The 20,542-nt window shown below is 71.1% G+C and carries 21 protein-coding genes and 1 pseudogene; 13 read left to right on the top strand and 9 right to left on the bottom strand.

Going from position 1 to position 20,542, the window contains the following annotated elements; translation table 11 throughout:
- Window positions 1-41: 41 nt before the first annotated feature.
- Both ACIRL2_RS47695 and ACIRL2_RS47690 read right to left on the bottom strand, forming a co-directional pair.
- Window positions 42-1,121, bottom strand: coding sequence for an SCO3242 family prenyltransferase (locus tag ACIRL2_RS47695; protein ID WP_402241474.1), 1,080 nt, complete (start codon window positions 1,119-1,121; stop codon window positions 42-44).
- Window positions 1,118-2,425 (bottom strand): inositol-3-phosphate synthase, encoded by a 1,308-nt coding sequence (locus ACIRL2_RS47690; protein WP_402241472.1) that lies wholly within the window; start codon window positions 2,423-2,425, stop codon window positions 1,118-1,120. The genes ACIRL2_RS47695 and ACIRL2_RS47690 overlap by 4 nt, the downstream gene beginning before the upstream one ends.
- 441 nt (window positions 2,426-2,866) lie before the next feature.
- On the opposite strand from ACIRL2_RS47690, the gene ACIRL2_RS47685 reads away from it, so the two are divergent.
- Window positions 2,867-3,883 carry a sugar phosphate isomerase/epimerase family protein gene (locus ACIRL2_RS47685; protein WP_402241471.1) on the top strand — a complete coding sequence of 339 codons (1,017 nt, stop codon included), beginning with the start codon at window positions 2,867-2,869 and terminating at the stop codon, window positions 3,881-3,883.
- Between the two features lie 18 nt (window positions 3,884-3,901).
- Window positions 3,902-4,174 (top strand): annotated as a pseudogene (locus ACIRL2_RS47680) (helix-turn-helix domain-containing protein); the annotation flags it as partial.
- Here ACIRL2_RS47680 and ACIRL2_RS47675 read toward each other — a convergent pair.
- Window positions 4,137-4,499, bottom strand: coding sequence for a putative quinol monooxygenase (locus ACIRL2_RS47675; RefSeq protein WP_402241469.1), 363 nt, complete (start codon window positions 4,497-4,499; stop codon window positions 4,137-4,139). The pseudogene ACIRL2_RS47680 and the gene ACIRL2_RS47675 overlap by 38 nt on opposite strands.
- Window positions 4,500-4,618: 119 nt before the next feature.
- Between ACIRL2_RS47675 and ACIRL2_RS47670 the strand changes: the two genes are divergently transcribed.
- Window positions 4,619-4,957, top strand: coding sequence for a cyclic-phosphate processing receiver domain-containing protein (locus ACIRL2_RS47670; protein ID WP_402241467.1), 339 nt, complete (start codon window positions 4,619-4,621; stop codon window positions 4,955-4,957).
- Between the two features lie 472 nt (window positions 4,958-5,429).
- Here ACIRL2_RS47670 and ACIRL2_RS47665 read toward each other — a convergent pair whose 3' ends face one another.
- Window positions 5,430-6,125, bottom strand: a complete 696-nt coding sequence (locus ACIRL2_RS47665) for a flavin reductase family protein (RefSeq protein WP_402241465.1) — start codon at window positions 6,123-6,125, stop codon at window positions 5,430-5,432.
- Window positions 6,126-6,487: 362 nt separating this feature from the next.
- Here ACIRL2_RS47665 and ACIRL2_RS47660 point away from each other — a divergent pair, with 362 nt between their 5' ends.
- The 8 genes from ACIRL2_RS47660 (at window position 6,488) to ACIRL2_RS47625 (ending at window position 12,847) form a co-directional block, all read left to right on the top strand.
- Entirely contained in the window at window positions 6,488-6,694 is a 207-nt protein-coding gene (locus ACIRL2_RS47660; protein ID WP_402241462.1) for an NAD(P)H-binding protein, read from the top strand.
- Window positions 6,695-6,705: 11 nt separating this feature from the next.
- Entirely contained in the window at window positions 6,706-7,419 is a 714-nt protein-coding gene (locus ACIRL2_RS47655; protein WP_402241459.1) for an NAD-dependent epimerase/dehydratase family protein, read from the top strand.
- Complete coding sequence (locus tag ACIRL2_RS47650) at window positions 7,416-8,339, top strand: RNA polymerase sigma-70 factor (protein WP_395872400.1); 924 nt, start codon at window positions 7,416-7,418, stop codon at window positions 8,337-8,339. The genes ACIRL2_RS47655 and ACIRL2_RS47650 overlap by 4 nt, the downstream gene beginning before the upstream one ends.
- Window positions 8,340-8,791: 452 nt before the next feature.
- Complete coding sequence (locus ACIRL2_RS47645) at window positions 8,792-9,559, top strand: NAD(P)-dependent oxidoreductase (protein ID WP_395872398.1); 768 nt, start codon at window positions 8,792-8,794, stop codon at window positions 9,557-9,559.
- 32 nt (window positions 9,560-9,591) lie between these two features.
- Window positions 9,592-10,317, top strand: a complete 726-nt coding sequence (locus ACIRL2_RS47640) for a TetR/AcrR family transcriptional regulator (protein ID WP_402241455.1) — start codon at window positions 9,592-9,594, stop codon at window positions 10,315-10,317.
- A 216-nt stretch (window positions 10,318-10,533) separates the two neighbouring features.
- Complete coding sequence (locus tag ACIRL2_RS47635; protein ID WP_402241453.1) at window positions 10,534-10,833, top strand: hypothetical protein; 300 nt, start codon at window positions 10,534-10,536, stop codon at window positions 10,831-10,833.
- Window positions 10,834-11,006: 173 nt separating this feature from the next.
- The gene (locus tag ACIRL2_RS47630; protein ID WP_402241451.1) at window positions 11,007-11,933 is read left to right on the top strand and encodes a TauD/TfdA dioxygenase family protein; all 927 of its coding nucleotides are present in this window, start codon (window positions 11,007-11,009) and stop codon (window positions 11,931-11,933) included.
- A gap of 263 nt (window positions 11,934-12,196) precedes the next feature.
- Entirely contained in the window at window positions 12,197-12,847 is a 651-nt protein-coding gene (locus ACIRL2_RS47625; RefSeq protein WP_402241449.1) for a hypothetical protein, read from the top strand.
- 191 nt (window positions 12,848-13,038) lie between these two features.
- Here the strand turns inward: ACIRL2_RS47625 and ACIRL2_RS47620 are convergent, their stop codons facing one another.
- From ACIRL2_RS47620 to ACIRL2_RS47610, 3 genes are all read right to left on the bottom strand, one after another.
- Window positions 13,039-13,188: a hypothetical protein gene (locus tag ACIRL2_RS47620; protein ID WP_395872387.1), complete on the bottom strand. Its 150-nt coding sequence runs from the start codon at window positions 13,186-13,188 to the stop codon at window positions 13,039-13,041.
- A gap of 55 nt (window positions 13,189-13,243) precedes the next feature.
- Complete coding sequence (locus tag ACIRL2_RS47615) at window positions 13,244-14,140, bottom strand: RNA polymerase sigma-70 factor (RefSeq protein ID WP_402241445.1); 897 nt, start codon at window positions 14,138-14,140, stop codon at window positions 13,244-13,246.
- 94 nt (window positions 14,141-14,234) lie between these two features.
- Window positions 14,235-15,437 carry an NAD(P)/FAD-dependent oxidoreductase gene (locus ACIRL2_RS47610; RefSeq protein WP_402241443.1) on the bottom strand — a complete coding sequence of 401 codons (1,203 nt, stop codon included), beginning with the start codon at window positions 15,435-15,437 and terminating at the stop codon, window positions 14,235-14,237.
- Window positions 15,438-15,714: 277 nt separating this feature from the next.
- On the opposite strand from ACIRL2_RS47610, the gene ACIRL2_RS47605 reads away from it, so the two are divergent.
- Together ACIRL2_RS47605 and ACIRL2_RS47600 are read left to right on the top strand one after the other, a co-directional pair.
- Window positions 15,715-16,692, top strand: coding sequence for an L-threonylcarbamoyladenylate synthase (locus tag ACIRL2_RS47605; protein ID WP_402241441.1), 978 nt, complete (start codon window positions 15,715-15,717; stop codon window positions 16,690-16,692).
- A 252-nt stretch (window positions 16,693-16,944) separates the two neighbouring features.
- Window positions 16,945-17,373, top strand: coding sequence for a VOC family protein (locus ACIRL2_RS47600; protein WP_402241439.1), 429 nt, complete (start codon window positions 16,945-16,947; stop codon window positions 17,371-17,373).
- A gap of 73 nt (window positions 17,374-17,446) precedes the next feature.
- On the opposite strand, the gene ACIRL2_RS47595 is transcribed toward ACIRL2_RS47600, so the two are convergent.
- Both ACIRL2_RS47595 and ACIRL2_RS47590 read right to left on the bottom strand, forming a co-directional pair.
- Complete coding sequence (locus ACIRL2_RS47595) at window positions 17,447-17,914, bottom strand: ATP-binding cassette domain-containing protein (protein WP_402241497.1); 468 nt, start codon at window positions 17,912-17,914, stop codon at window positions 17,447-17,449.
- 507 nt (window positions 17,915-18,421) lie between these two features.
- Window positions 18,422-20,110 (bottom strand): NPCBM/NEW2 domain-containing protein, encoded by a 1,689-nt coding sequence (locus ACIRL2_RS47590; RefSeq protein WP_402241436.1) that lies wholly within the window; start codon window positions 20,108-20,110, stop codon window positions 18,422-18,424.
- Window positions 20,111-20,542: the final 432 nt, after the last annotated feature.

Below are 20,542 nucleotides of genomic sequence, written 5' to 3'. Positions count from 1 at the left end.
CGGGTCCGTGTTCGGGCCGGCGACGGGCGGGTTCACCTCGCTCAGGTGGGTGACACGTGCCGGGTGAGGGCGCGGCCGAGGGGCCAGGACGCGGACAGCGCGAGTGCGGCGCCGGGTCGACCGAGTCGGGACAACAGGGCGGCCTGTAGCGGGATCAGGGCCAGAACGCCACCGCCGACGGCCGCTCGGATCGCCGGGGCCTGGGGGGCGGCGCTCGCCCGCAACAGTGGACGGCCGTAGGCGGCCGCGTATGCGATCAGGGCGGCGGCCGACGCGGGTGTCGCCCCGCCCCGGTCCGCCGGTTTCACGTCGCCGGGTCGACGGCCGTGGCCGATCCGGGCGGCGGCGATCGCGGTCGCCGCGGCGGTGGCCAGGGCACGGGCGGGGGGTTCCGGCGTCGTGCCGTGTTCCTCGTGCCGACTCAACGCGGTCAGGCCGTACGTGTGCAGGGCCACGACCGCGGCGCTCGGGGCGGCGAGCGCGTAGCGCGCCGGTTCCGCGCCGACCAGCACGTCCAGCCCGCGCGCGAGTGCCATGCCCGCCGGGGCGAACGGGGTGCCCTTCCAGATCAGGTCGTACGTCCACACCGCGCCCGCCAGGCCCAGCAGCGCGGGCAGCCGACGCCGTCCGCCGGCCCACGATCCCAGGGCGAGGCCCGTGGCGGTGAGACCGACGGCCGCTCCCAACGCGCCCCCGGGCGCGACCCGGCCCGAGGGGATGGGGCGATGCGGTCGTTCGTCGGCGTCCGAGGTGCGGTCCGCGTAGTCGTTGAGCGCCATTCCCGCCCAGTACAGGCATACCGAAGCGAGCGGCAGGGCCGCCGTTCGGCCGTGCGGCAGGCGGCCGGACGCGGCGGCGCCGACCAGCACGTCGCCGGGCACGCTCAACGCGGCCGACACCCGGACGAGTTCCGCGTACGCTCGCAGCCGGGCGGTGATCCCCGGTCGGTCGGCGCGGTCGCCGCGGTCGGCGAGCGATCTTGCCGCCGGTTCCGGGGCGGGTACCGAGCGTGCGTTCGGCGGTGTGCCCGCTCCGGGTGTGGTGTCGTCCGCGGCGGATTCGGTCGGCATGCCCTCGCCCGGGCCGCCGACCCGCGCGCGTGGGCGCTGGGCCGCGCTCATCGCGTCGCCTTTCGGCCCGTCGCCAGCCGTTCCCGGGCCCAGGAGAGCAAGGTCTCGTACTGCGCGGACAGCGCGTGTTCGTCGTTTCCGACCGGGTCCTTGAAGTAGAAGGCGAGTTCGCGCAGCGGTCCCGCGCAACCCACCGCGTGGGCGCGCGCCGCCAGGCGGACCAGGTCCAGCACCAGCGGCGCCGCCAGCGCCGAGTCACAACCGGTCCAGGTGAACTGGAGGTTCATCCGGGTGCCGAGAAAGCCCTCGAAGCTCACGTGGTCCCAGGCGGTCTTCCACTCTCCCAGCTCCGGCACGTTGTGGATGTGCACCCCGCCGCCCACCGGCCCGCCCAGGAGCGAACGCAGCGCCCGGTCCTTGGACTCGACCTTCGCCGCGGCCCGTTCGGGCGAGGAGAGGGTTTCGCCGTCGCCTCCGCCGAGGAGGTTCGTCCCCGACCACGACGTGACGCGCAGGGCGCGCTGGGCGAACATGGGCGCCAGGACGCTCTTGAGCAGGGTCTCCCCGGTTTTGCCGTCGCTTCCCGCGTACGGCACGCCGCGCGCGACGAACAACTCGGCGACGCCCGGTATTCGCGCGCCCGCCGACGGCGTGAAGTCGACGAACGCGCAGCCCGCCAGTGCGGCCGCCCACGCGTAGCGCGCACTCGGCGGCAGCACGTCGACGCCGGTCTCCAGGGCCGCGCCCAACGCGGCCGCGCTTGCGTGGGCGGGGTGCGGCCTCGGCAGCGGCTCGGTGGACGCGAGATGTACCACGACCACCCGCGTCAGGTCCTGCGCCCGGGCGAACTCCTGTATATCGCGGACCAGTTCCGCGATCTGGTCAGCTTGGGGGCGCGGGTCGGCGGCGGCCACGCCCGGACGCACGCGGGCGTCGATCGCGTCGAGTCCGACGCCCACCCGGTCCGGCAAGCCGTGCGGGAGCACCCCGTCCGCGACGAGCCGCCGTGCGCGGGCCCGGAGCCCGATCGTGTCCACGTCGTGCCCGCCGAACACCAGATCACGAAAGCCGACCAGGCCACATCGCGCGAAGGGCGTGGTGGCGGTGACGCACCCCAGCGGCGACTCGTCGCCGGCCGAGGCCGCGAGCGCCCCGCAGATCGTGGTCACGGCGACCGACCCGCGAACACCCACCAGCCACACCCCGACACGACCCGCGCGCTCGGCCGGAGGCGTCGCGGATGTCGAAGACGTGGACGGCGCGTGATCCGGGGCGGGCGCCTCGGGCCCGGTGGGCTCGATCCATCGACGCGCCCTCGGTCTGCGTTCGCCCCCCGGCTGGGGTAGTCCCGTCATCACATCTCCTCGTTCGTACGTGGCGCCGACGGGGTCGACGACGTCGTGGACGCGGTCACTCGCTCGACGGCTTCGGCACGCCGCCATCGGGATCGAACGCCACGCGTCCCGGAGGTCTGCGCGCGGCATCGGCGGCCCCGGAGGGGTCGTGGGGGTGCGTGAACGCGGCGTTGCGTTCCTTCCCGCCTTCGTCGGGTTCCGACAGCCGCGTTCCGCCAGGAATGTAGTGGATTCCGCTTGTGTCAAGAAGAGTTTTCACGAATGAAAACAAACTTGTTCCTGTCTATGGACAAACTAAGTGGTCGAGTGGAGGCTGCTGCCCTCGAATCCACCGAAAGAGCGGGAGGGCGTCGGATGCACCGGCCCCGTGGAGCGGCCACCCCGCACCCGCCCGCTCCCGCGCGACGCGGACTCCGTGCCGCGCCCCCGGGAAGGACGACCATGCCTCGCCCCATCACGCTGTTCACCGGTCAATGGGCGGACCTGCCCTTCGAGCAGGTGTGCCGACTCGCCGCCGACTGGGGCTACGACGGCCTCGAAATCGCCTGCTGGGGCGATCACTTCGATGTCCGCAGAGCCCTCGCCGAGGAGGACTACGTGGACGGCCGGATGGCGATCCTGAACAAGTACGGGCTGCGGACGTGGGCGATATCCAACCACTTGGTGGGACAGGCGGTGTGCGACGCGATCATCGACGAGCGCCACCGCGCCATCCTGCCCGCGCACGTGTGGGGCGACGGTTCGCCCGAGGGGGTGCGCCGCAGGGCCGCCCGAGAGATCCAGGACACCGCGCGAGCCGCCGCCCGACTGGGCGTCGAGACCGTGGTGGGATTCACCGGCTCGGCCATCTGGCACACCGTGGCGATGTTCCCCCCGGTATCCCCGCAGCAGATCGCGGAGGGTTTCACCGACTTCGCCGACCGCTGGAACCCGATCCTGGACACCTTCGACGAGACCGGCGTGCGGTTCGCCGCCGAAGTGCACCCGGGAGAACTCGCCTACGACTACTGGACGACGGCGCGCATGCTCGAGGCGGTCGACCACCGGCCCGCCCTCGGCCTGAACTGGGACCCCTCCCACCTGTTGTGGCAGGGACTGGACCCGATCGCCTTCATCGTCGACTTCCGCGACCGCCTCTACCACGTGGACTGCAAGGACACCCGGCTGCGCGACGGCGACGGCCGACGCGGTCGTCTGGGTTCCCACCTGCCGTGGGGAGACCTGCGCCGGAGCTGGGACTTCGTCTCCACCGGCCGCGGCGACGTGCCCTGGCAGGACTGCTTCCGGGCGCTCAACTCCGTCGGCTATTCCGGACCGATCTCGATCGAGTGGGAGGACGCCGGTATGGACCGTCTGATCGGAGCACCCGACGCGCTCGCGTTCGTACGCACGCTGGCCGCCATCCAACCGCCCGACACCTCGTTCGACGCCGCCTTCCGAACGAATCGCACACCGTGAGGGCACGACCGGCTCGGCCTCTCGCCCATGTCCTACGTCCGCAACCTGCGACTCGACCGGATCCGCGAGGACATCCGCACCTCCACCGACCCCGTCGGCACGATCGCCTACCGGTGGGGCGTCTCGCACCTCGGCCGCTTCGCCCACGAGTACCGCGATCGCTTCGCCGAACTGCCTTCCCACACCGCAACCGGCAGGTCACCGGGCGTTTTTCCGCGTCTGCCACGCATGGCACCTGCCCGTGGGCACCCGCTCAGGCGGGAACCGGCGCAACCCTGGGATACGGGCTGAGCATGGTGTCGAAGTAGCCCTCCGGGGCCGCCTCCAGGAAGGTCGACAGGTTTTCCAGGAAGGCGCGCAGCGGTGGCGTCGCGTTGTGCCGGTCCAGGTCTTCCTGCGAGCGCCAGACCTCGTACAGGAAGAAACGGCCGTCCTCGTGCTCGTGGAGGTGGTATTGCAGATTTCCGGGCTCTTGCCGGGTGGGTTCCACGAAGGAGGAGAGGATGCGCCGAACCTCGTCCGCGCGCTCCGGCCTGGGGCGAAGGAAACCGTAAAGGCACTCAGGTAAGCCGCCTCCGCCACCGTGCGTCCGCGACTGTCGCCCAGCGCGGGTCAACCTGCCGGGTGGGTCGGCGCCGCGGTTTGCGACCTGCTCGTGATGCTCCGCCTTCGCTGCTTCGGCGCTTCCTGTGGCCGCTCTTCCGCGCTGGTGGTCGGGTACAGGAGGATGTTCGGGTGCATGAAGACCCGCCCGTACCGACGCCCGTCATCCTCGGCATCGACGACCTGCGACCGCTGCCGAGGGCCACGCGGATCGCCCGCACCAGCGGCGAGGGTATCCGGCTCCTGCGCGAGTACCGCGACCGCTTCATCGACGAACTCTGGCTCGACCACGATCTCGGCGGCGACGACACCATCCTGCCCGTGGTGACCCTCTTGGAAGAAGCCGCCTTCCACGGAAGCCCCTTCCGCATCGGAGCGGTCTTCGTTCACAGCGCCAACCCCATCGGCGCCGAAACCGTCGTCCGGGCGCTCACACGCTGGAACTACCGAGTCCGGCGGGCCACGGCTTAGGAATCGGGCTCTCCTGACCTTGCGCCGGCCCGAGAACCCGTTCGAGCCTCGCGATCGGCGCCGGGTGACCGGGCGGGTGCTCGTCGACAGCGCGCACGGTTGTCGGCGGAGTGGTCTCGGCGCGGTTGGCGTGTCCGCGCCGGTAGGCCGGTCAGGGCCGGTGGTTGCAGTCGAGGCAGTCGATGGGCGTGTCCGTGTAGACGGCGACCGCCGCAGCCTGGGCCAGAGCCGGGGGACAGTGCCGCGGATCCGCAGCCAACGAGCGTGTCGACCACGGTGGCCCAACGTCGGTCGGAGCGGCGAAGACGGAGTGGCCCGCAGGCGGGCCGGCTCCGACGGGAGGTGCGCGGGACAACCGGGCAGGGCCTTGAGGCCGCCTGCCAAAGGTGTACGGCCCGACACCGGAGAGGACTTCGCCGCTCTGCGCCGCCGGGATCGCCACTGCCGCCGACTTCGGGCCGACCACCGGCGGTCAGTGGTGCGCGGTGCCGGCGAGTGCCTGTTCGGCGGCGGAGTCGTTGGGGCTGCGGGGGGTTTGGCTGCGGTAGGTGTGGCCGAGTTCCGGGCCGAGTGCGAAGTAGTGGCGGAAGTTGTAGACGAGGGGGCTCCAGGCGGCGGGGTCGATGTGGTCGGTGCCGGGAACGACGATGCGGGAGTCGGCGTGAACCTTGTGTACGACGGCCTCGACGATGACGAATCCCCCGGAGACGTCCGGCTCTACCCGCTCGGCGCGGGCCTCCAGTTGGATCGGGCATTCGGCGACGCGAGGCGGACGGACCAGGTGGGACGGTTCGGCGGTCAGGCCGGCCGCGCCGAACTTGTCCGGCTCGAAGCGGAAGCCCTCGGCCTTGGTGGCCGGCACCGGGTTGCGTCCCGTCAGCGGCGCCAGCCGCTCCACCGCCGGCCACTGGGCGGGGGCCGGCAGGTTGATCACCACGTCGGGTCGGATACCGAGGTTGCGCGCGGTCTGCCCCTCGCGGCCCAGTCCGAGTACGACGGTGCGTCCGAGTGCCCATGCGGAGGACATCGGGGCGAGGTTGAACGAGCCGTCCTGGTTCTCCGTCGACAGGAGTGTCACCGGGGTACCGAAGTACAGGATGCTCGGCTCGATCTCCAGGTGGGTGGCGGGTGTCCGTGGGGACGGGGCGCTGCGGGGTGCGATGTCCATGGTCGGCAACCTAGGGTCCGGTCGTTTCGGCGGCGGACGACGCGTCAAAGGTGACAATGGGCCGCCTGAACACCCGGCGTACACACGAGAGCCCCGATCCGGCTTCGGAGGCCGGGCTTCCGGCACCCACACGAGCGGGCTTGCGTCCTGCCCTCCTCGACGGCCGCGCCTGGTCGGCGACGGAACCCCGATCGCCCGCACGTTCGTCTCGGTTCGAATCCCGTGCAGCCGACCCCCGCCTTCGCCGCGGCGGGTCGGTCGATCCCTTGCGGTCGGCTGATCTTCGCCGCCATGTCACAGGTGGCCGCGCTGTCTTGTCTCGGGTAGCGAAGACAGATTCTCGCGTCGGGAAGGTGATGATCATGCGGGTGTTCCTGGCGGGCGGAACCGGCGTTCTGGGGAGGCGGCTGGTGCCACAACTCGTGGCCCGCGGCCACCAGGTGACGGCCACGACCACGAGCGCGGCCAAGCTGCGCGAGTTGGCGCGGCAGGGCGCGGACGGCGTGGTGATGGACGGTTGGACGCGGTGTCGGTCGGCGAGGCGGTGGCCAAGGCTCGGCCGGAGGTGATCGTGCACCAGATGACGGCGATCTCCATGGCGCACGCCGGCAAGCCCGACATCAAGCATCCCGACCGTTGGTTCGCCACGACCAACCGGCTGCGTACCGAGGGGACGGACCACCTTCTGGCCGCAGCCGAGGCGACCGGTGTGTCGCATTTCGTCGCGCAGGGCTACGCCTCCTGGAACGGCATCCGCGCGGGCGGATGGGTGAAGACCGAACAGGATCCGCTGGACCTGCTCGAGGGCACGGCGGCGCACGTGGGGCTGAAAGCGTTGAGCCGTGTCGAGGACGTGGTCCTCGAGGCCGGCGGCGTGGTCCTGCGCTACGGCGCGTTCTACGGGCCGGGCGCCATCGACGACCAGGTCGAGTTGGTGCGCAAGCGGCAGTACCCGCTCGTGGGGCGTGCCACCGGCTACAGCTCGTGGGTGCATCTCGACGATGCGGCGAGCGCCACGGTCCTGGCCGTGGAGCAGAAGGCGAGGGGCGTGTTCGACATCGTCGACGACGAACCGGCCCCGGCGAGCGAGTGGTTGCCCCACCTGGCGGCGTGCGCCGGCGCGAAGCAGCCGATCCGGATCCCGGTGTGGCTCGTCCGACTGCCGGCCAGTGATCAGGCGGTGGTGATGATGACCGAGGGACGCGGCTTTTCCAACGCGAAGGCCAAGCGGGAACTCGGCCGGCGGCTGCGCCACCCCTCGTGGCGGCAGGGCTTCAAGGAGGAACTGAAGTGACCCACACCGAGGAGTTCCAGGAACTGCGACCGCTGCTGTTCTCGATCGCCTACCGGATCCTGGGCAGCGTGACCGAGGCCGAGGACGCCGTCCAGGAGACCTGGCTGCGCTACGCGACCTCCACGACAACCCCCACCTCGGCCAAGGCGTACCTGTCGGCCGTGGTCACCCGCATCTCGATCAACGTGCTGCGCTCGGCTCGCGTCCGGCGCGAGGAATACGTCGGACCGTGGTTCCCCGAGCCACTGCTCACCGACCCCTACCAGGACCCGGAGCAGTCGGCGGAACTGGCCGATTCGGTGTCGATGGCGGCGTTGCTGCTGCTGGAGCGGCTCAGTCCGCTGGAGCGGGCGGTCTTCGTGCTGCGGGAGGTGTTCGCCTTCGGCTTCCCGGAGATCGCCTCGGCGGTGGGCCGCTCCGAGGGGGCGTGCCGTCAGCTGGTGGTGCGTGCGCGCCGCCACATGGACGAGGGCCGGCCCCGCTTCGAGGCGGACCGTCGCGAGCGCGACGAACTCGCCGAACGCTTCTTCGAGGCGTTGCGGGAAGGCGACGTCGACGCGCTGCGGGAACTGCTCGCCGCCGACGTGTCGTTGGTCGCGGACAGCGGAGGCAAGGCCCCGCAGTGGGCCGGAGGCTTCTTCGGCGCCGACCGTGTGTCCCGGGTGCTCGCCGTCTTCCTCCCGCCGTTCGCCCGGATCGGCGGCGTCGTGCAACCGCACCGGATGAACGGCCAGCCCGGCGCGATCTTCCGCGACCGGGACGGCGGGGTCGTCAACACCTGGACGCTCGACATCCTCGACGGGCGGATCCAGGCGATCCGTACGGTGAGCAACCCCGACAAGCTTGGGCATGTGGGCCCGGTGGCGGATGCCTGGGCGGTCCTGCGCGAAACACAGCAGGCCGACCGGGACTCGGACTGACCGAAAAACCCACGGCGTTCCACACCGGGCACGGGATCCGGCAGCCGAACGCGCGCGCGACGCTGCGGACTTCGAGTTTGTGGACCGGATCGGCGACGGGGGCGCCGAGCCGGTCGGCCCGCTCCACCACGCCGTCTTCGGCATGGTCGTGGCGGTACGGAAGCCGCGCGGGCGGGCGTGCCGCAGATGGCCGACATCCGACCGCGGCCGGCGCCGTCGTCGCGGTGCGAGGACTTCCAGGGCTGTGCCGGGTGCGGCCACGCGAGCCGCACCAGGCGCAGGTACACGCACCTGAGCCGCACCCGGCACAGGTACACACACCTGAGCCGCACCCGGCGCAGGTACACGCACCGCTCGACGAACCGCCGGCGCCGGCGCGAGCACTCGGACCGCCGCACGCGGCTTCCCGATCGTCTCGGAGAAGACGTCGTCATCAGGAAAGGACCGTCATCATGCGTATCGCAGTCTTCGGAGCCAATGGCCCCACCGGCCGCCTGCTCACCGCCCGGGCCCTCGCCGCCGGACATCGGGTCGCCGCGGTCACCCGGCAGCCGGACTCGTTTCCGCTGCACCACGATCGCCTCGAGGTGGTCGGTGCCGACGTGCTCGATCCGGTGGCCGTCGACGCCGTCGTGACCGGGCGGGACGCGGTGCTGTCCACGCTCGGGGTGCCCGCCGCGAAGGAGCCGATCAACACCTATTCGCAGGGAGCGGCCAACATCGTCGCCGCGATGAAACGGCATCGCGTGCGTCGACTCGCCGTGGTCAGCTCGAGCGGCGTCGACCCGCACCCGTACTCCGACGGCGGGTTCCTGTTCAACCGAGTACTCCTGCCCTACGTCACCAAGGTGCTGGGCAAGACGCTGTACGACGACATGCGGCGGATGGAGACGCTGGTCCGGTCCGCCGATCTGGACTGGACGATCGTGCGCCCGAGCGGGCTCTACCACCTGCCGTTCGCCACCGACTACACCCTTGTCGAAGGCCACGCCGACGGCAGGTTCACCGCCCGTGTGGACCTGGCCGCGTGCCTGCTCGCCCTGCTGGACGACGACCGTCACCTGCACGGCACCGTCGGCGTCGTCACAACCGTCGACAACCCCACCCTGCTCCGGTGGATTCGCCGCGAAGCACTCGCCAAGCACGACGCGGCAGGGCCCTCCCGGAGTGTCGAGACAAGGGTGCGGCGTCCTGGCGTAGGGGATGCTTCGGGCTCTTGAATGGTTAACGCATGTGCGTTAACGTCCGCGACATGGAAAATTCGGCGGCCACCCGGCTGTGCTTGATGACAACGGCGGAACGTCTGTTCGCCGAGCGGGGCATCAACGCGGTCTCGGCACGGGAGATCGCCGTGGCGGCCGGGCAGCGCAATACGAATGCCGTCAAATACCACTTCGGGTCGCCCCAGGGCCTGGTCGACGCGATCTTCGAGTACCGCATGGGTCCGATCAACGCGCGCCGCACCGAACTGATCGCACTGTTCGACCGGCAGGGACGGGCACAGGATCCGTACGCCCTCGCCGAGGCATTCGTGTTGCCCCTCGCCGAACTGCTCGACCAACTGCGCGACAGCCCGTCGGAGGGCAGTTGGTACCTGCGGTTCTGCGTACAGGCCGCCTACACCGTGCACCCCGACGTCGTCACGTTCGCACTCGACGACCTCGGGCGCAGCCCGTGGACCACGGGGTTGAAGGAACTCAACACCCGCGCCCTGACCCTGTCCGGCGGCACGCTCCCGGACCGGCTCGCCCTGCGACGCTGGCAACACTTCGCCGAATTCGCCACGCGCGCGCTCGCCGAACGCGAGCTGCGCCAGAGCGTCGACTCCCACTACGCCCCGGGCACGACCGCGCTGTACGTGGCCGACCTGGTGGACGCCGGTGTCGGCATTCTCACCGCGCCGTGCCGCCCGGAAACCCTGGCACTGTCCGCATCGGAAACCTCTTTGGAACAGATCCGGAAACCCGGCGCCCCGTAGCAATCCCGCACACCCCGCAGGGGTGATTTCCTTCCGCGACCGGGGGGATCGCCCTTAGTTCCCTCAGCGCGATCCCCCCACCCACCGGAGCAGAGTCGCCCGCCGGCCATGCCCGCGCGCCGCCGCGCCCGCCGCCCCCCGCCCGGCCGGCGCGCCACCTCGACCTGCCCTGAGCCACGTCACGCCGCGCCACCACGTCGTCCGAAGGAGGCCCTCGTGGCAGTCATCCCATCCCCGACACCCGCACCGGAACCCGAACTGGAACAGGCAACTTCGGTCCCCGTGTCACCCACTCCGCCGTACAGCCGGGCCCGGCTCGCGGCCGGGCCCGCCGTCGTGACGGCACGCGACATCGCCCGCGCCGACGCGCGCACCGGCCGCATCGTCTACGCGGACGCCGCCTTCGAGCACGCCTTCGCGATCGCGGCGGTCGTCGGCCTGGTCGGCGTCCTGGTGGCCGTACTCATGCGCCACGGACGTACCCCGGCCACCGGCGGTGCGACCTCCGGAGCGTGATCGCACCGACCGACTCCCCGCGTCCACCGCGCGTGACCGTGCCCACTGTCTCCACCAACTCCTGTTCCCACCAACTCCTGCTTCCCACCGATCCCTGTTCCCACCAACCCTGTTCCCATCAACCCCTGTTCCCATCGATCCCTGTTTCCGCCTCACTCCTGGAGGTTCCCGCCGTGACCACTGCTCCCGAGAACACGCGCCGCCCGGTGTTCGACAACGGCCTATCCGCCGTGCCCGTGCGCGAACTCTGCCCCACCGGCGACTACCGGCCCACCGCCCCGTACGAACTGTTCGAACTGGCGCCGTGCAGCCCCACCATCGGCGCGGAGATCGCCGGCATCGACCTCGCCCGGCCGCTCGGCCCGGAACTGCACGCCGAACTGCACCGAGCCCTGCTCGAGTGGAAGGTCCTGTTCTTTCGCGACCAGAACCTCACGGCACCCCAACACCGTGACCTCGCCCGGCTCTGGGGCACACCGGAGGTCCACCCCTTCCTGCCCAAGGCGGACGACATCCCCGAGGTCGTCCGGCTCTCCCGGGGCGCCGACTCGCCGGCGGTCGAAAACGTGTGGCACTCGGACGCGTCGTTCGAGACCACACCCCCGATGGGCTCGATCCTGCGCGCCGTACACGTCCCCGCCGTCGGCGGCGACACGCTGTGGTCGGACATGGCAGCGGCCTACGACGGCCTGCCGGAGGCGACGAAGACCCGCATGGACGGGCTGACGGCCGTCCACGACTTCACCCAGACCTTCGGCAGCGCCCTCGAACCCGAGGAACTGGCCCGGCAGCAGCAGAAGTACCCCGCAGTCTCCCACCCCGTTGTCCGCACCCACCCGGAGACCGGCCGCCGACTCCTCTACGTCAACCGCATCTTCACCCACCACATCGAGGGCCTGCCGGACGACGAGAGCCGCGAACTGCTGGCATTCCTCTACGACCAGGCCCGCCACCCCGAATACCAGTGCAGGCTGCGCTGGCGCCCCGGCACGATCGCGTTCTGGGACAACCGCGCGACACAGCACTACGCGAGCGCCGACTACTACCCACACGAGCGAATCATGGAACGCGTGACCATCCTTGGCGACCGACCGCGCTGACCCGGCTCGCCGATTCTCCGAGCGCTCTGCGGCCTCCGGGCGCAGGCGGCTCCGATCCCGTCGCACCTGCCCGCCGCATGCGCGGCATCGCCCCGACCCGGCCTCGGGTCGGGGCGGGCGAGCCGTTCGATCAAGCCTCCACCGGGTCCCGATCGCAAACCCGTACGTCGCGCGCCCTCACGTGCGGCTTTTGCCGCAACCGGACATCTCCTGGGGTCGTCCCCGAGGGTGACCGGTCACGCCGGGTCCGAGGAGGGCACGACATGTCCATCGCCCTATCCACCCGCACCCTGCTCGTCTGCTCGGCCGCCCTCGTGCTCGGCCTGTCACTGACCGGGTGCGGCAACACCGAAGCCCGCCGCGAATCAGGGGCCGAATCCGGGCCCACCACCAGTCTCGACCACCCACCGAAGGAAGCTCCTGCCGACAAGACGCGACCGACCGAGGCCAAGGACGGATCGTCCGTCGAAGAACCGCGCGGACCCAGGCCCACGAAGTGGCTCGGTCCCGAGGACCCGCCGCCGCCGGCATTGGGCACCGAATTCGTCCTGCCCAACCTCGCCCGCGTATCGGTGACCCAGGTCGCAACACCCGGCGACGTCCCCGCGCCCGCCGGATCGCGGCGCGGCGACGTCCACGTCCGGCTCGGTCACGACGGCGCGAAGCCGCTGACCCTGGACGGTCAGGTTCACGTGAGCGTGGTGCGTCACGACGACAACGCCGTACACATGGCACAGGTCGACCCGCCGCTCCCCGACCGGACCCTGGCCCCCTCGTTCAACGGGCAGCTGACGAGCAAGGAAACCAAGAACGCCGTGATCGGCTTCGCACTGGAGGAATCCGCCTTTGCCGCGGGCTTCGAGGTGTGGGTGACGGTCGATCAGCCAGGCCGAGCCGCGCCCTACCCGGTCTAATTCCTGTACATCCCGAGCGCCGGCTGACCCCCCGGGCCACAGGATTGCCGTGGTCGCCCCGGCCCCGCGTAGCACCATGCGATTGCCCACGCCGGCAAGGTGCTCCGCCGCCGCAGTGCCACCGCGCACGCCGTTCCGAGCACCGCCCGGTCGCCGAAGTGGCAGGCGTCGTCGAACCACACGACCCGGTCTTACAGGTCGGCCGCGTTCCCGGCGACATCCACCACGAACGGCAGGGTGATCAGCGCGTCCACATCCCAGGGGAACGCCCGCCCCCGCCGCCGGACCCACCACCACACCGGCAGCGCCGGCACCGCGACCGGGTACAAGACGGCCCGCATGCCCATGGCCTTGTCGGCGAACCGTGCCCACGATGGGGCCGCGGCCGTTGTGGTGTCAGTTCAGGTCGAGTGGTGTGTCGGCCGCGATGTGGGTGAGCTTGGCGGGGTTCCGGACGAAGTAGATGTCGGTGACGAGGCCGTCGTCGAGACGGATCGCCATGATGCTGTCGATCTCGCCGTCGACGCGCAGGAGGAGCGCCGGATCGCCGTTGACGGTGGTGGGCTCGCCGGTGAGCGTGCCTTCCTTGTCGCCGAGGGCGGCGAGAAGGAGGCGGACCACCTTCGTGAGGCCGATGACGGGCCGTAGCGCGGCGCTCCTGACGCCGCCGCCGTCGCTGATCAGGACGACGTCGGGGGCGAGCACGTCGAGCACGCCCTGCAGGTCGCCGGTCTCCACGGCGTGTTGGAACGAGGCGATGGCGGCCTTGGCCTGGCGTGGTGAGACCACCTGGCGAGGGCGGCGGGCGTCGACGTGCTTGCGGGAGCGGTGGGCGATCTGGCGGACGGTGGCCGGGGTCTTGCCGACCGCCTCCGCGATCTCGTCGTAGTCGACGTCGAAGACTTCGCGCAGGACGAACACGGCCCGCTCGGTGGGCGAGAGGGTCTCCAGGACGAGCATCACGGCCATGGACAGGCTCTCGGCGAGCTCGACGTTCTCGGCGACGTCCGGCGAGGTGAGCAGCGGCTCGGGCAGCCACGGGCCGACGTAGGTCTCCTTGCGGCGCCGCAGGGTGCGCAGCCGGTCGAGAGCTCGCCGGCTCGTGACGCGGACGAGGTAGGCGCGCTGGTCGCGGACCTGCTCCAGATCGACCTCGGCCCAACGCAGCCAGGTCTCCTGCAGGACGTCCTCGGCGTCGGCCGCCGAGCCGAGGATTTCGTAGGCCACGGTGAAGAGCAGATTGCGGTGGGCGACGAAGGCATCGGTCGCCGGGTCCGCGGTGTGGTCGCGCATCCTCGAATCCTTCCATTCCCTTTCGTGGCGGCCGGTCCCGGGGTTCCGGGTATGCGGGCGGATGGCGGGCGGGCGCCGCCCGCCGTCCCGGGGGTTACGACACGCGTGCGGGTCGGTTCGGGTACTCGGCCCGGACGCGTTGTTGGCGGGTGTCGTCCTTGCTCTTGAGGACGCGTGTGCCGGGTTTGCGCGCCTCGTCGGCGAGTTGCCTGACGGTGTGCGAGACGACGAACTCCTTCAGGCGGGCGCCGGGGCGGCCGCCGACATGGAACCGGATGGCGGTGTCGTCCTTGCGCGCGAATTGGAAGATGCCGGCTCCGCGGCCGAGGCTGACACACAGCCCGGCGAAGGCGACGCCGACGGGTTCGGGCCGCCCGCCCTCGATCCGGCGGAGTACGGCGTCGGCGGCGTGCGGGCCGAGTTGGACGGCGGACTGGCATCCCATCCGGTAGGCGAGGCCCGAGGGCGCGGCCGCGTCCCCGGCGGCGACGATGCGGTCGTCGTCGATGCTGGTCAGGGTCTCGTCGGTGAGGAGGCGACCGCTCTCGTCGGTGCTGAGGCCGCTACGGGCGGCCAGGTCGGGAACGCCGAACCCGGCGGCCCAGATGGTCAGCCGGCCGGGCACTTCCCGGCCGTCGGCCAGGCGCACCGCGTCGGCGGTCACCGATGCCGCCCTGGTGTCGGGGCCTTCGAGGACGGTGACGCCCAGGGCGGCCAGGCGTTTGGCGACGGAGCGGCGGCCGTTGGGGTGGAAGTAGGGGCCGAGCGGGCCTCCGCAGACGAGGGTGACGGTGCGGCCGGCCTCGGCGAGTTCGGCCGCGGTCTCGATGCCGGTGGCTCCGCCGCCGACGACCGTCAGCGCCGCGTCGACGGGCGCGGCGGCCACGGCCTGCCGCAGCCGCTCGGCCTCCTCCAGGGTCGCGATGGGGTGGGCGAACCGGTCCGCGCCGGGCACCTGCGGGGCGCCGCTGCGGCTGCCCACCGCGTAGATCAGGTGGTCGTAGCCGAGGGTGCCGCCGTCGGCCAGCGAGACGGTGCGCGCGTGCCGGTCGATTCCGGTCGCGGTGTCGACCACGAGGTTGACGCGTTCGCTCAGGACGTCCTTGTAGTCGACGACCGCGTCGTCGGAGCCCGCCACCAACTGGTGCAGGCGCAGGCGCTCGACGAAGGTGGGCCGCGGGTTCACGAGGGTCACGTCCACGTCGTCGCGGCCGGTGAGGCGGTTGGCCGCGAGGACTCCGGCGTATCCGCCGCCGATCACGATGACTTCGGTCCGGCCGCTGTTGCGCTTGGTCATGGTCCCTGTTCCGTTCGTTCGCTTCGTCCGCTTGGGGTTTCGCACACAAGGCGCCGGACGGAGGGAACGTGTGACACGGTGTGGCCCGGATCACATTCGACGGCGAGTCGGGGCGCGTCGGACGGAAAGCGCGCATGTACGTCGGGTACCTCGCCGCGTGGCGGCGCTGCCCCTGACGGTCGGCTCGATCCGACCACCGGACCGTTTCGGGAGGTCGGCGCGGGCACCGGCTGCACGCCTGCCTCCCGTGCGCGGCTGCGGTGAGACGATTGCCGATGTGACGACGAGAACGGCTGACATCGAGAAGGCGGCCGCTGTGCTGCGTGATGGGGGCCTGGTGGCCCTCCCGACCGAGACCGTCTACGGTCTGGGCGCCGACGCCGAGAACCCCGCCGCCCTTGCGCGTGTCTTCCGGGCCAAGGGGCGCCCACCCTCCCATCCACTGATCGTGCACATCGCGGGCGCGGAGCGGTTGGGCGACTGGGTCCGGGAAGTGCCCGCGACGGCCCGCCTGTTGGCCGCGCGTTTTTGGCCGGGTCCCCTCACGCTGGTCCTGCGGCGGGGCGGGCGGGTGTCTCCGGCGGCGACCGGCGGCCTGGAGACGGTGGCCGTGCGCGTGCCCGATCATCCCGTCGCGCTCGCGCTGCTCTCGGCCTTCGGCGGAGGTGTCGCGGCCCCGTCCGCCAACCGCTTCGGTGCGGTCAGCCCCACGACGGCGGACCACGTCCGCGCGGAGCTCGGCGATGCCGTCGACTTCGTGCTGGACGGCGGCCCCTGCCTCGTCGGCGTCGAGTCCACCATCGTCGACGCCACCGGCGACGTTCCGAGCATCCTTCGGCCCGGTGGGGTGACGCGCGAGGATCTCGAAGCCGTGCTGGGACGCTCGCTCGAGGTCGACTCCACAGGCCGCACGCCGGTGCCGGGTCGGCATCCCTCGCACTACGCGCCTCGCGCGCGGGTGATCCTGGTCGGGCCCGAAAACGTGGTCGCCGAAGCGGAACTCGCGCAGGAGTCGGGGCAGCGGGTGGGCGTGCTCGTCCCCTCCTCCCGCGCCGGCGCTCCGGTGAAGGCGCACACGGTGATGGCCGTTCCCGAATCGCCGGCCGCCTACGCGCGGGGGCTGTACGGGATTCTGCGCGAATTCGATCGGCGCGGGTGCGACGTCGTCGTCGTGTCCCTACCCGCGGACGAGGGGCTGGGACTGGCGATCGCCAACCGACTGCGCCGCGCGGCAGGGCCCAGACCCTCCCGGTGACCGGCGACGATGCCGTCCGGGGGCGGCTCGGGCAGGGGCACGTCCGGCATCACGTCGCTGCGATGGGCCACCACCCGCGCCGCCCCTACCGTCTCCGCGGCGATCGTCCGCGACGGCTTCCGTTCCGCGAACCGTCCTGCCCGGCCCTCGTGTTCGCCGGTGATGGCCGCGGCGGCCGGCTCGCCCCGCCCCCCGCCGCACCGCGGCGACCCGTTGGACAAGGGACGAAAGACCTGCTTCTACGATGGACCGATGGCAGCGATCAAGCAGTTCCAAGTCACCTTCGACTGCGCGGAACCCGAGCGCCTCGCTCGTTTCTGGTGCGAGGTGCTGGGGTATGTCGTACCGCCACCGCCGGCGGGGTTCGCCACTTGGGACGAGTACAAGCTCTCACTACCTCCCGAGCAGCAGGACGCGTGGTTCGCCTGCATCGATCCCTCGGGCGTGGGGCCGCGGCTGTACTTCCAGCGCGTCCCCGAAGGGAAGGCCGCCAAGAACCGGGTGCATCTCGACGTGAGGGTCGGCACCGGACTCGTGGGTGAAGAGCGCCTGGCCGTGCTCGAGGCCGAGTGCGCACGACTGGTCCCGCTTGGTGCGGTACACGTGCAAACGCTGTATGACGGCACTGATTCGTGCATCCCGATGCAGGACATCGAGGGCAACGAGTTCTGTATCGACTGAGTGGCCGCGATCGCCACACCCTCGAGTGGCAGACAACGCCACACCGTCGCGGATCGACTGGTGCGGTTCGCCGTCATGAGGCGCTCGGGACCGCGGCGCCGGCGGTGGGCACGGGTAGTGCGCGGTGTTGTCGGGCGATGTGCTCCGGGTCCCGGCCGGGGCGCGGGATCGAGGCGAGCAGCAGTGGGGTGTAGGGGTCGGCGGGCGCGGTGAGCAGGTCGCCGACGGGTCGGTGCTCCACGGTGCGGCCGCGATGCAGCACGAGGGCCTCGTCGCACAGGTAGCCCACCACGGCCAGGTCGTGGCTGACGAAGATCAGCCCGATGCCGGTGTCCCGGCTGATGTCGGCGAGCAGATTGAGGACCTGCGCCCGGACCGAGACGTCCAGCGCCGAGACCGCCTCGTCCAGGACCAGCAGCGCGGGCTCCACCGCCGGCGCCCGGGCTATGGCCGTGCGTTGACGCCGGCCGCCGGAGAGTCCGCGCGGTCGGGTCGCCGCCTCCCGGGGGCCGAGGCCGACCTGGGCCGGCAGTTCGCCGATCCGCGCGCTGTGGGCGGCGCGGTGTCCTGTTCGACATCGCCCGCCTGGCCCCGGTCCCGGGCGACCCGGACGCGGAGTTCGCCGGCGCCACCTTCGACCCCGAAGGCCGGATCCTATACGTCAACATCCAGTCCAAGGTCGGCTGCACCATCGCACTGCGCGGTCCGGGCCTATAGTTCCGCTCGCCGGTGTCGAGGCGTTGCCTGTCGGGTGACGGGCGTGGTCGAACGCGCCCACTCGTTCGGGGGGTTGCTCCGTTGAACGCGGTTCGTGCAGGCGGTGGTCCGCGCACCCCCATCGTTGGTTCACCGGGTCGACATTCCACCGCGGGAGCGTGTACGGCGTCGGACCGGAGGGTGTTCGAGAAGCCCCGGTCGTGGGCGCGCGGGCCGGCGCGCGGGGACGGCCGGCTCCGGGAAGTGCCGGCTCCCGGTCACGGTCGGATCGACCGTGACCGGGGGCCGTTCCGGAAGCCGGCCGCCGGGGCTGTGCCGGGATGAGTGGGGATCAGGTGCAGGTGAGCCTGGGGTTTGCCCAGTCCGCGTGGTCGTAGTCAATGCCGTTGCCGCCATCGGTGACGGCGAGGGTCAGCGTGCGGCCTCCGGTCAGGTCGGCGGTGAGTGCCCTGGCCGGGTCCGACGTGGTCAGCACGCCGCTGTCCGCGACCTTGATGTCGTCGCGGTAGATCCGGAACGTGACCGACCCGGTCCGGGTGCTCTCGTCGTCGACGCCGACGTCCACTGTCAGACGGGTGCAGCGGGCGCCGAGGTGGTAGGTGAGGGTGCCGGGGGCGTGCGCGCCGAGGCCCTTGGCGTAGACGGTGCCGTTGATGGTCAGCGCCCGGCCGTCGCCGGCTGCCCGTTCACCGTTGCTGCGGTCCTTCTCCACCGGGCCCCAGCCGTTGAGCATGCCCGTCCAGGGGATGTCGGACAGGTGCGAGGTGCCGGCGGGGGGAACGGGCGCCGGGCCGGGGGTGATTCGGTAGACGACGGTGGCGTGGGAGGGTACGGAGGCGCTGATGGTGCCGGTGGTGTTGGTGGAGGCGACCTTGGTCCACAGATCCTTGAGCCGATAAGGGCTGCGGTTGGCGATGCCCAGGGCGTCCGTGGTGGTGGAGATGGTGGCGGTGCCGCCGGTCTCGTTGGTCAGCGACACGGCGCGGTCGCCGTTGGCCAACTCCTTGACCATGACCACGAGGCCGCCGTTGTTGGCGACGACGGTGCCTTGCTTGCCCAGGGGGTCCTGGTCGACGGCGATCACGTCGGGGTTGGACAGGATCGAGAAGGTTTCCGCGCTCGCCGTGCGCAGATCGGTCCCGATCAGCAGCGGCGCGGACATCATCGACCACAGGGTGAAGTGGGTGCGGTACTCGGCGGCGGTCATGCCGCCGTTGCCGACCTCCAGCATGTCCGGGTCGTTCCAGTGGCCCGGGCCGGCGTAGGGGGCGAGGGGTTGGTTGCGGTGGGCGATGTTGATCATCGAGAACCAGTTGTCCGAGATGTCGCCCGTGGTGCGCCACAGGTGACCGATCGGGGCGGCCCACTCCCAAGCCTTGCTCTCGCCCCAGTCGCAGAGGGAGAAGACGATGGGGCGGCCGGTGGCGTGCAGGGCGTTCGCCATGTCGGTGTAGCGCTTCCTGGCGTCCACGCCCTGGTTGTTGCAGTTGTCGTACTTGAGGTAGTCGACGCCGAAGGAGGCGAACAGGTTCGCGTCCTGGTGCTCGTGACCGAGGGCGCCGGGGAATCCGGCGGCGTCGCAGGTCTTGGTGCCGGCGCTGGTGTAGATGCCGAATTTGAGGCCCTTGTCGTGGACGTAGTCGGCGACGGCCTTGATGCCGTGGGGGAAGCGGACCGGATCGGCGACCAGGTTGCCCGCCGCGTCCCGGTTGGGGAGGGCCCAGCAGTCGTCGAGGTTGACGTACTGGTAGCCGGCGGCCTTGAGGCCCTTGGACACGAAGAGGTCGGCGATGCCCTTGACCATGGCCTCGTTGAAGTCGGCCCGGCAGTGGGTCGAGTTCCAGTTGTTGAATCCCATCGGGGGTACCACGGCTTGGCCGTCGGGTGCGGCGGCGGCCGTCGGGGCGGCGACGACGGATGCGCCGGCCAGGGCGGCCGCGCCCACCGTCGGGGCCAGGAGCGGCAGGGCGGTGAGGATCGCCGCGAGGCGGCGGGTGAGGGTGGTTCGTACCTTGTGCACGGACGGCTCCAGAGCTCGGGGATTCGAATGAGCACAGGTGCTGATTGGTGCGATGGGTACTTACGGCCCGTGGAAATCATCGTGATCGAACGTATTTCAACGGGAATTGACATCCCATCGGTGGGGAGTTGGGCGTGTCAAGGGATGGACCGGAGCAATACGCGTCACTTGTCGCGGTGTTCGGGGTGTTGTGATGTTGATATCTGTCGGGTTGTTCGGGCGACCGTTAGTGCCCGGCGAGCGCCCGGCGATCCCTCGGCGGAACTGCTTGACCGCGCCCGCCGGTTTCCGTGTGGGCAGGCCGATGGCCCGTTCGCCGTCGCGGTGTTGCCGGATGACGACGGCGACGCCCCCAAGGGAGCCTCGTTCCGGCGCAGTCCGGTCCCTCCGGTGCGTTCCCATGTGTCGACGGCGGGTCGATACTCGAGGAGT

It is taken from the genome of Embleya sp. NPDC127516, from assembly GCF_044765325.1.
In the GTDB taxonomy this organism is placed as follows: Bacteria; Actinomycetota; Actinomycetes; order Streptomycetales; family Streptomycetaceae; genus Embleya.
The sequence above is the reverse complement of the archived record's forward strand: the minus strand, read 5'-3'. Positions and strand labels throughout refer to the sequence as shown.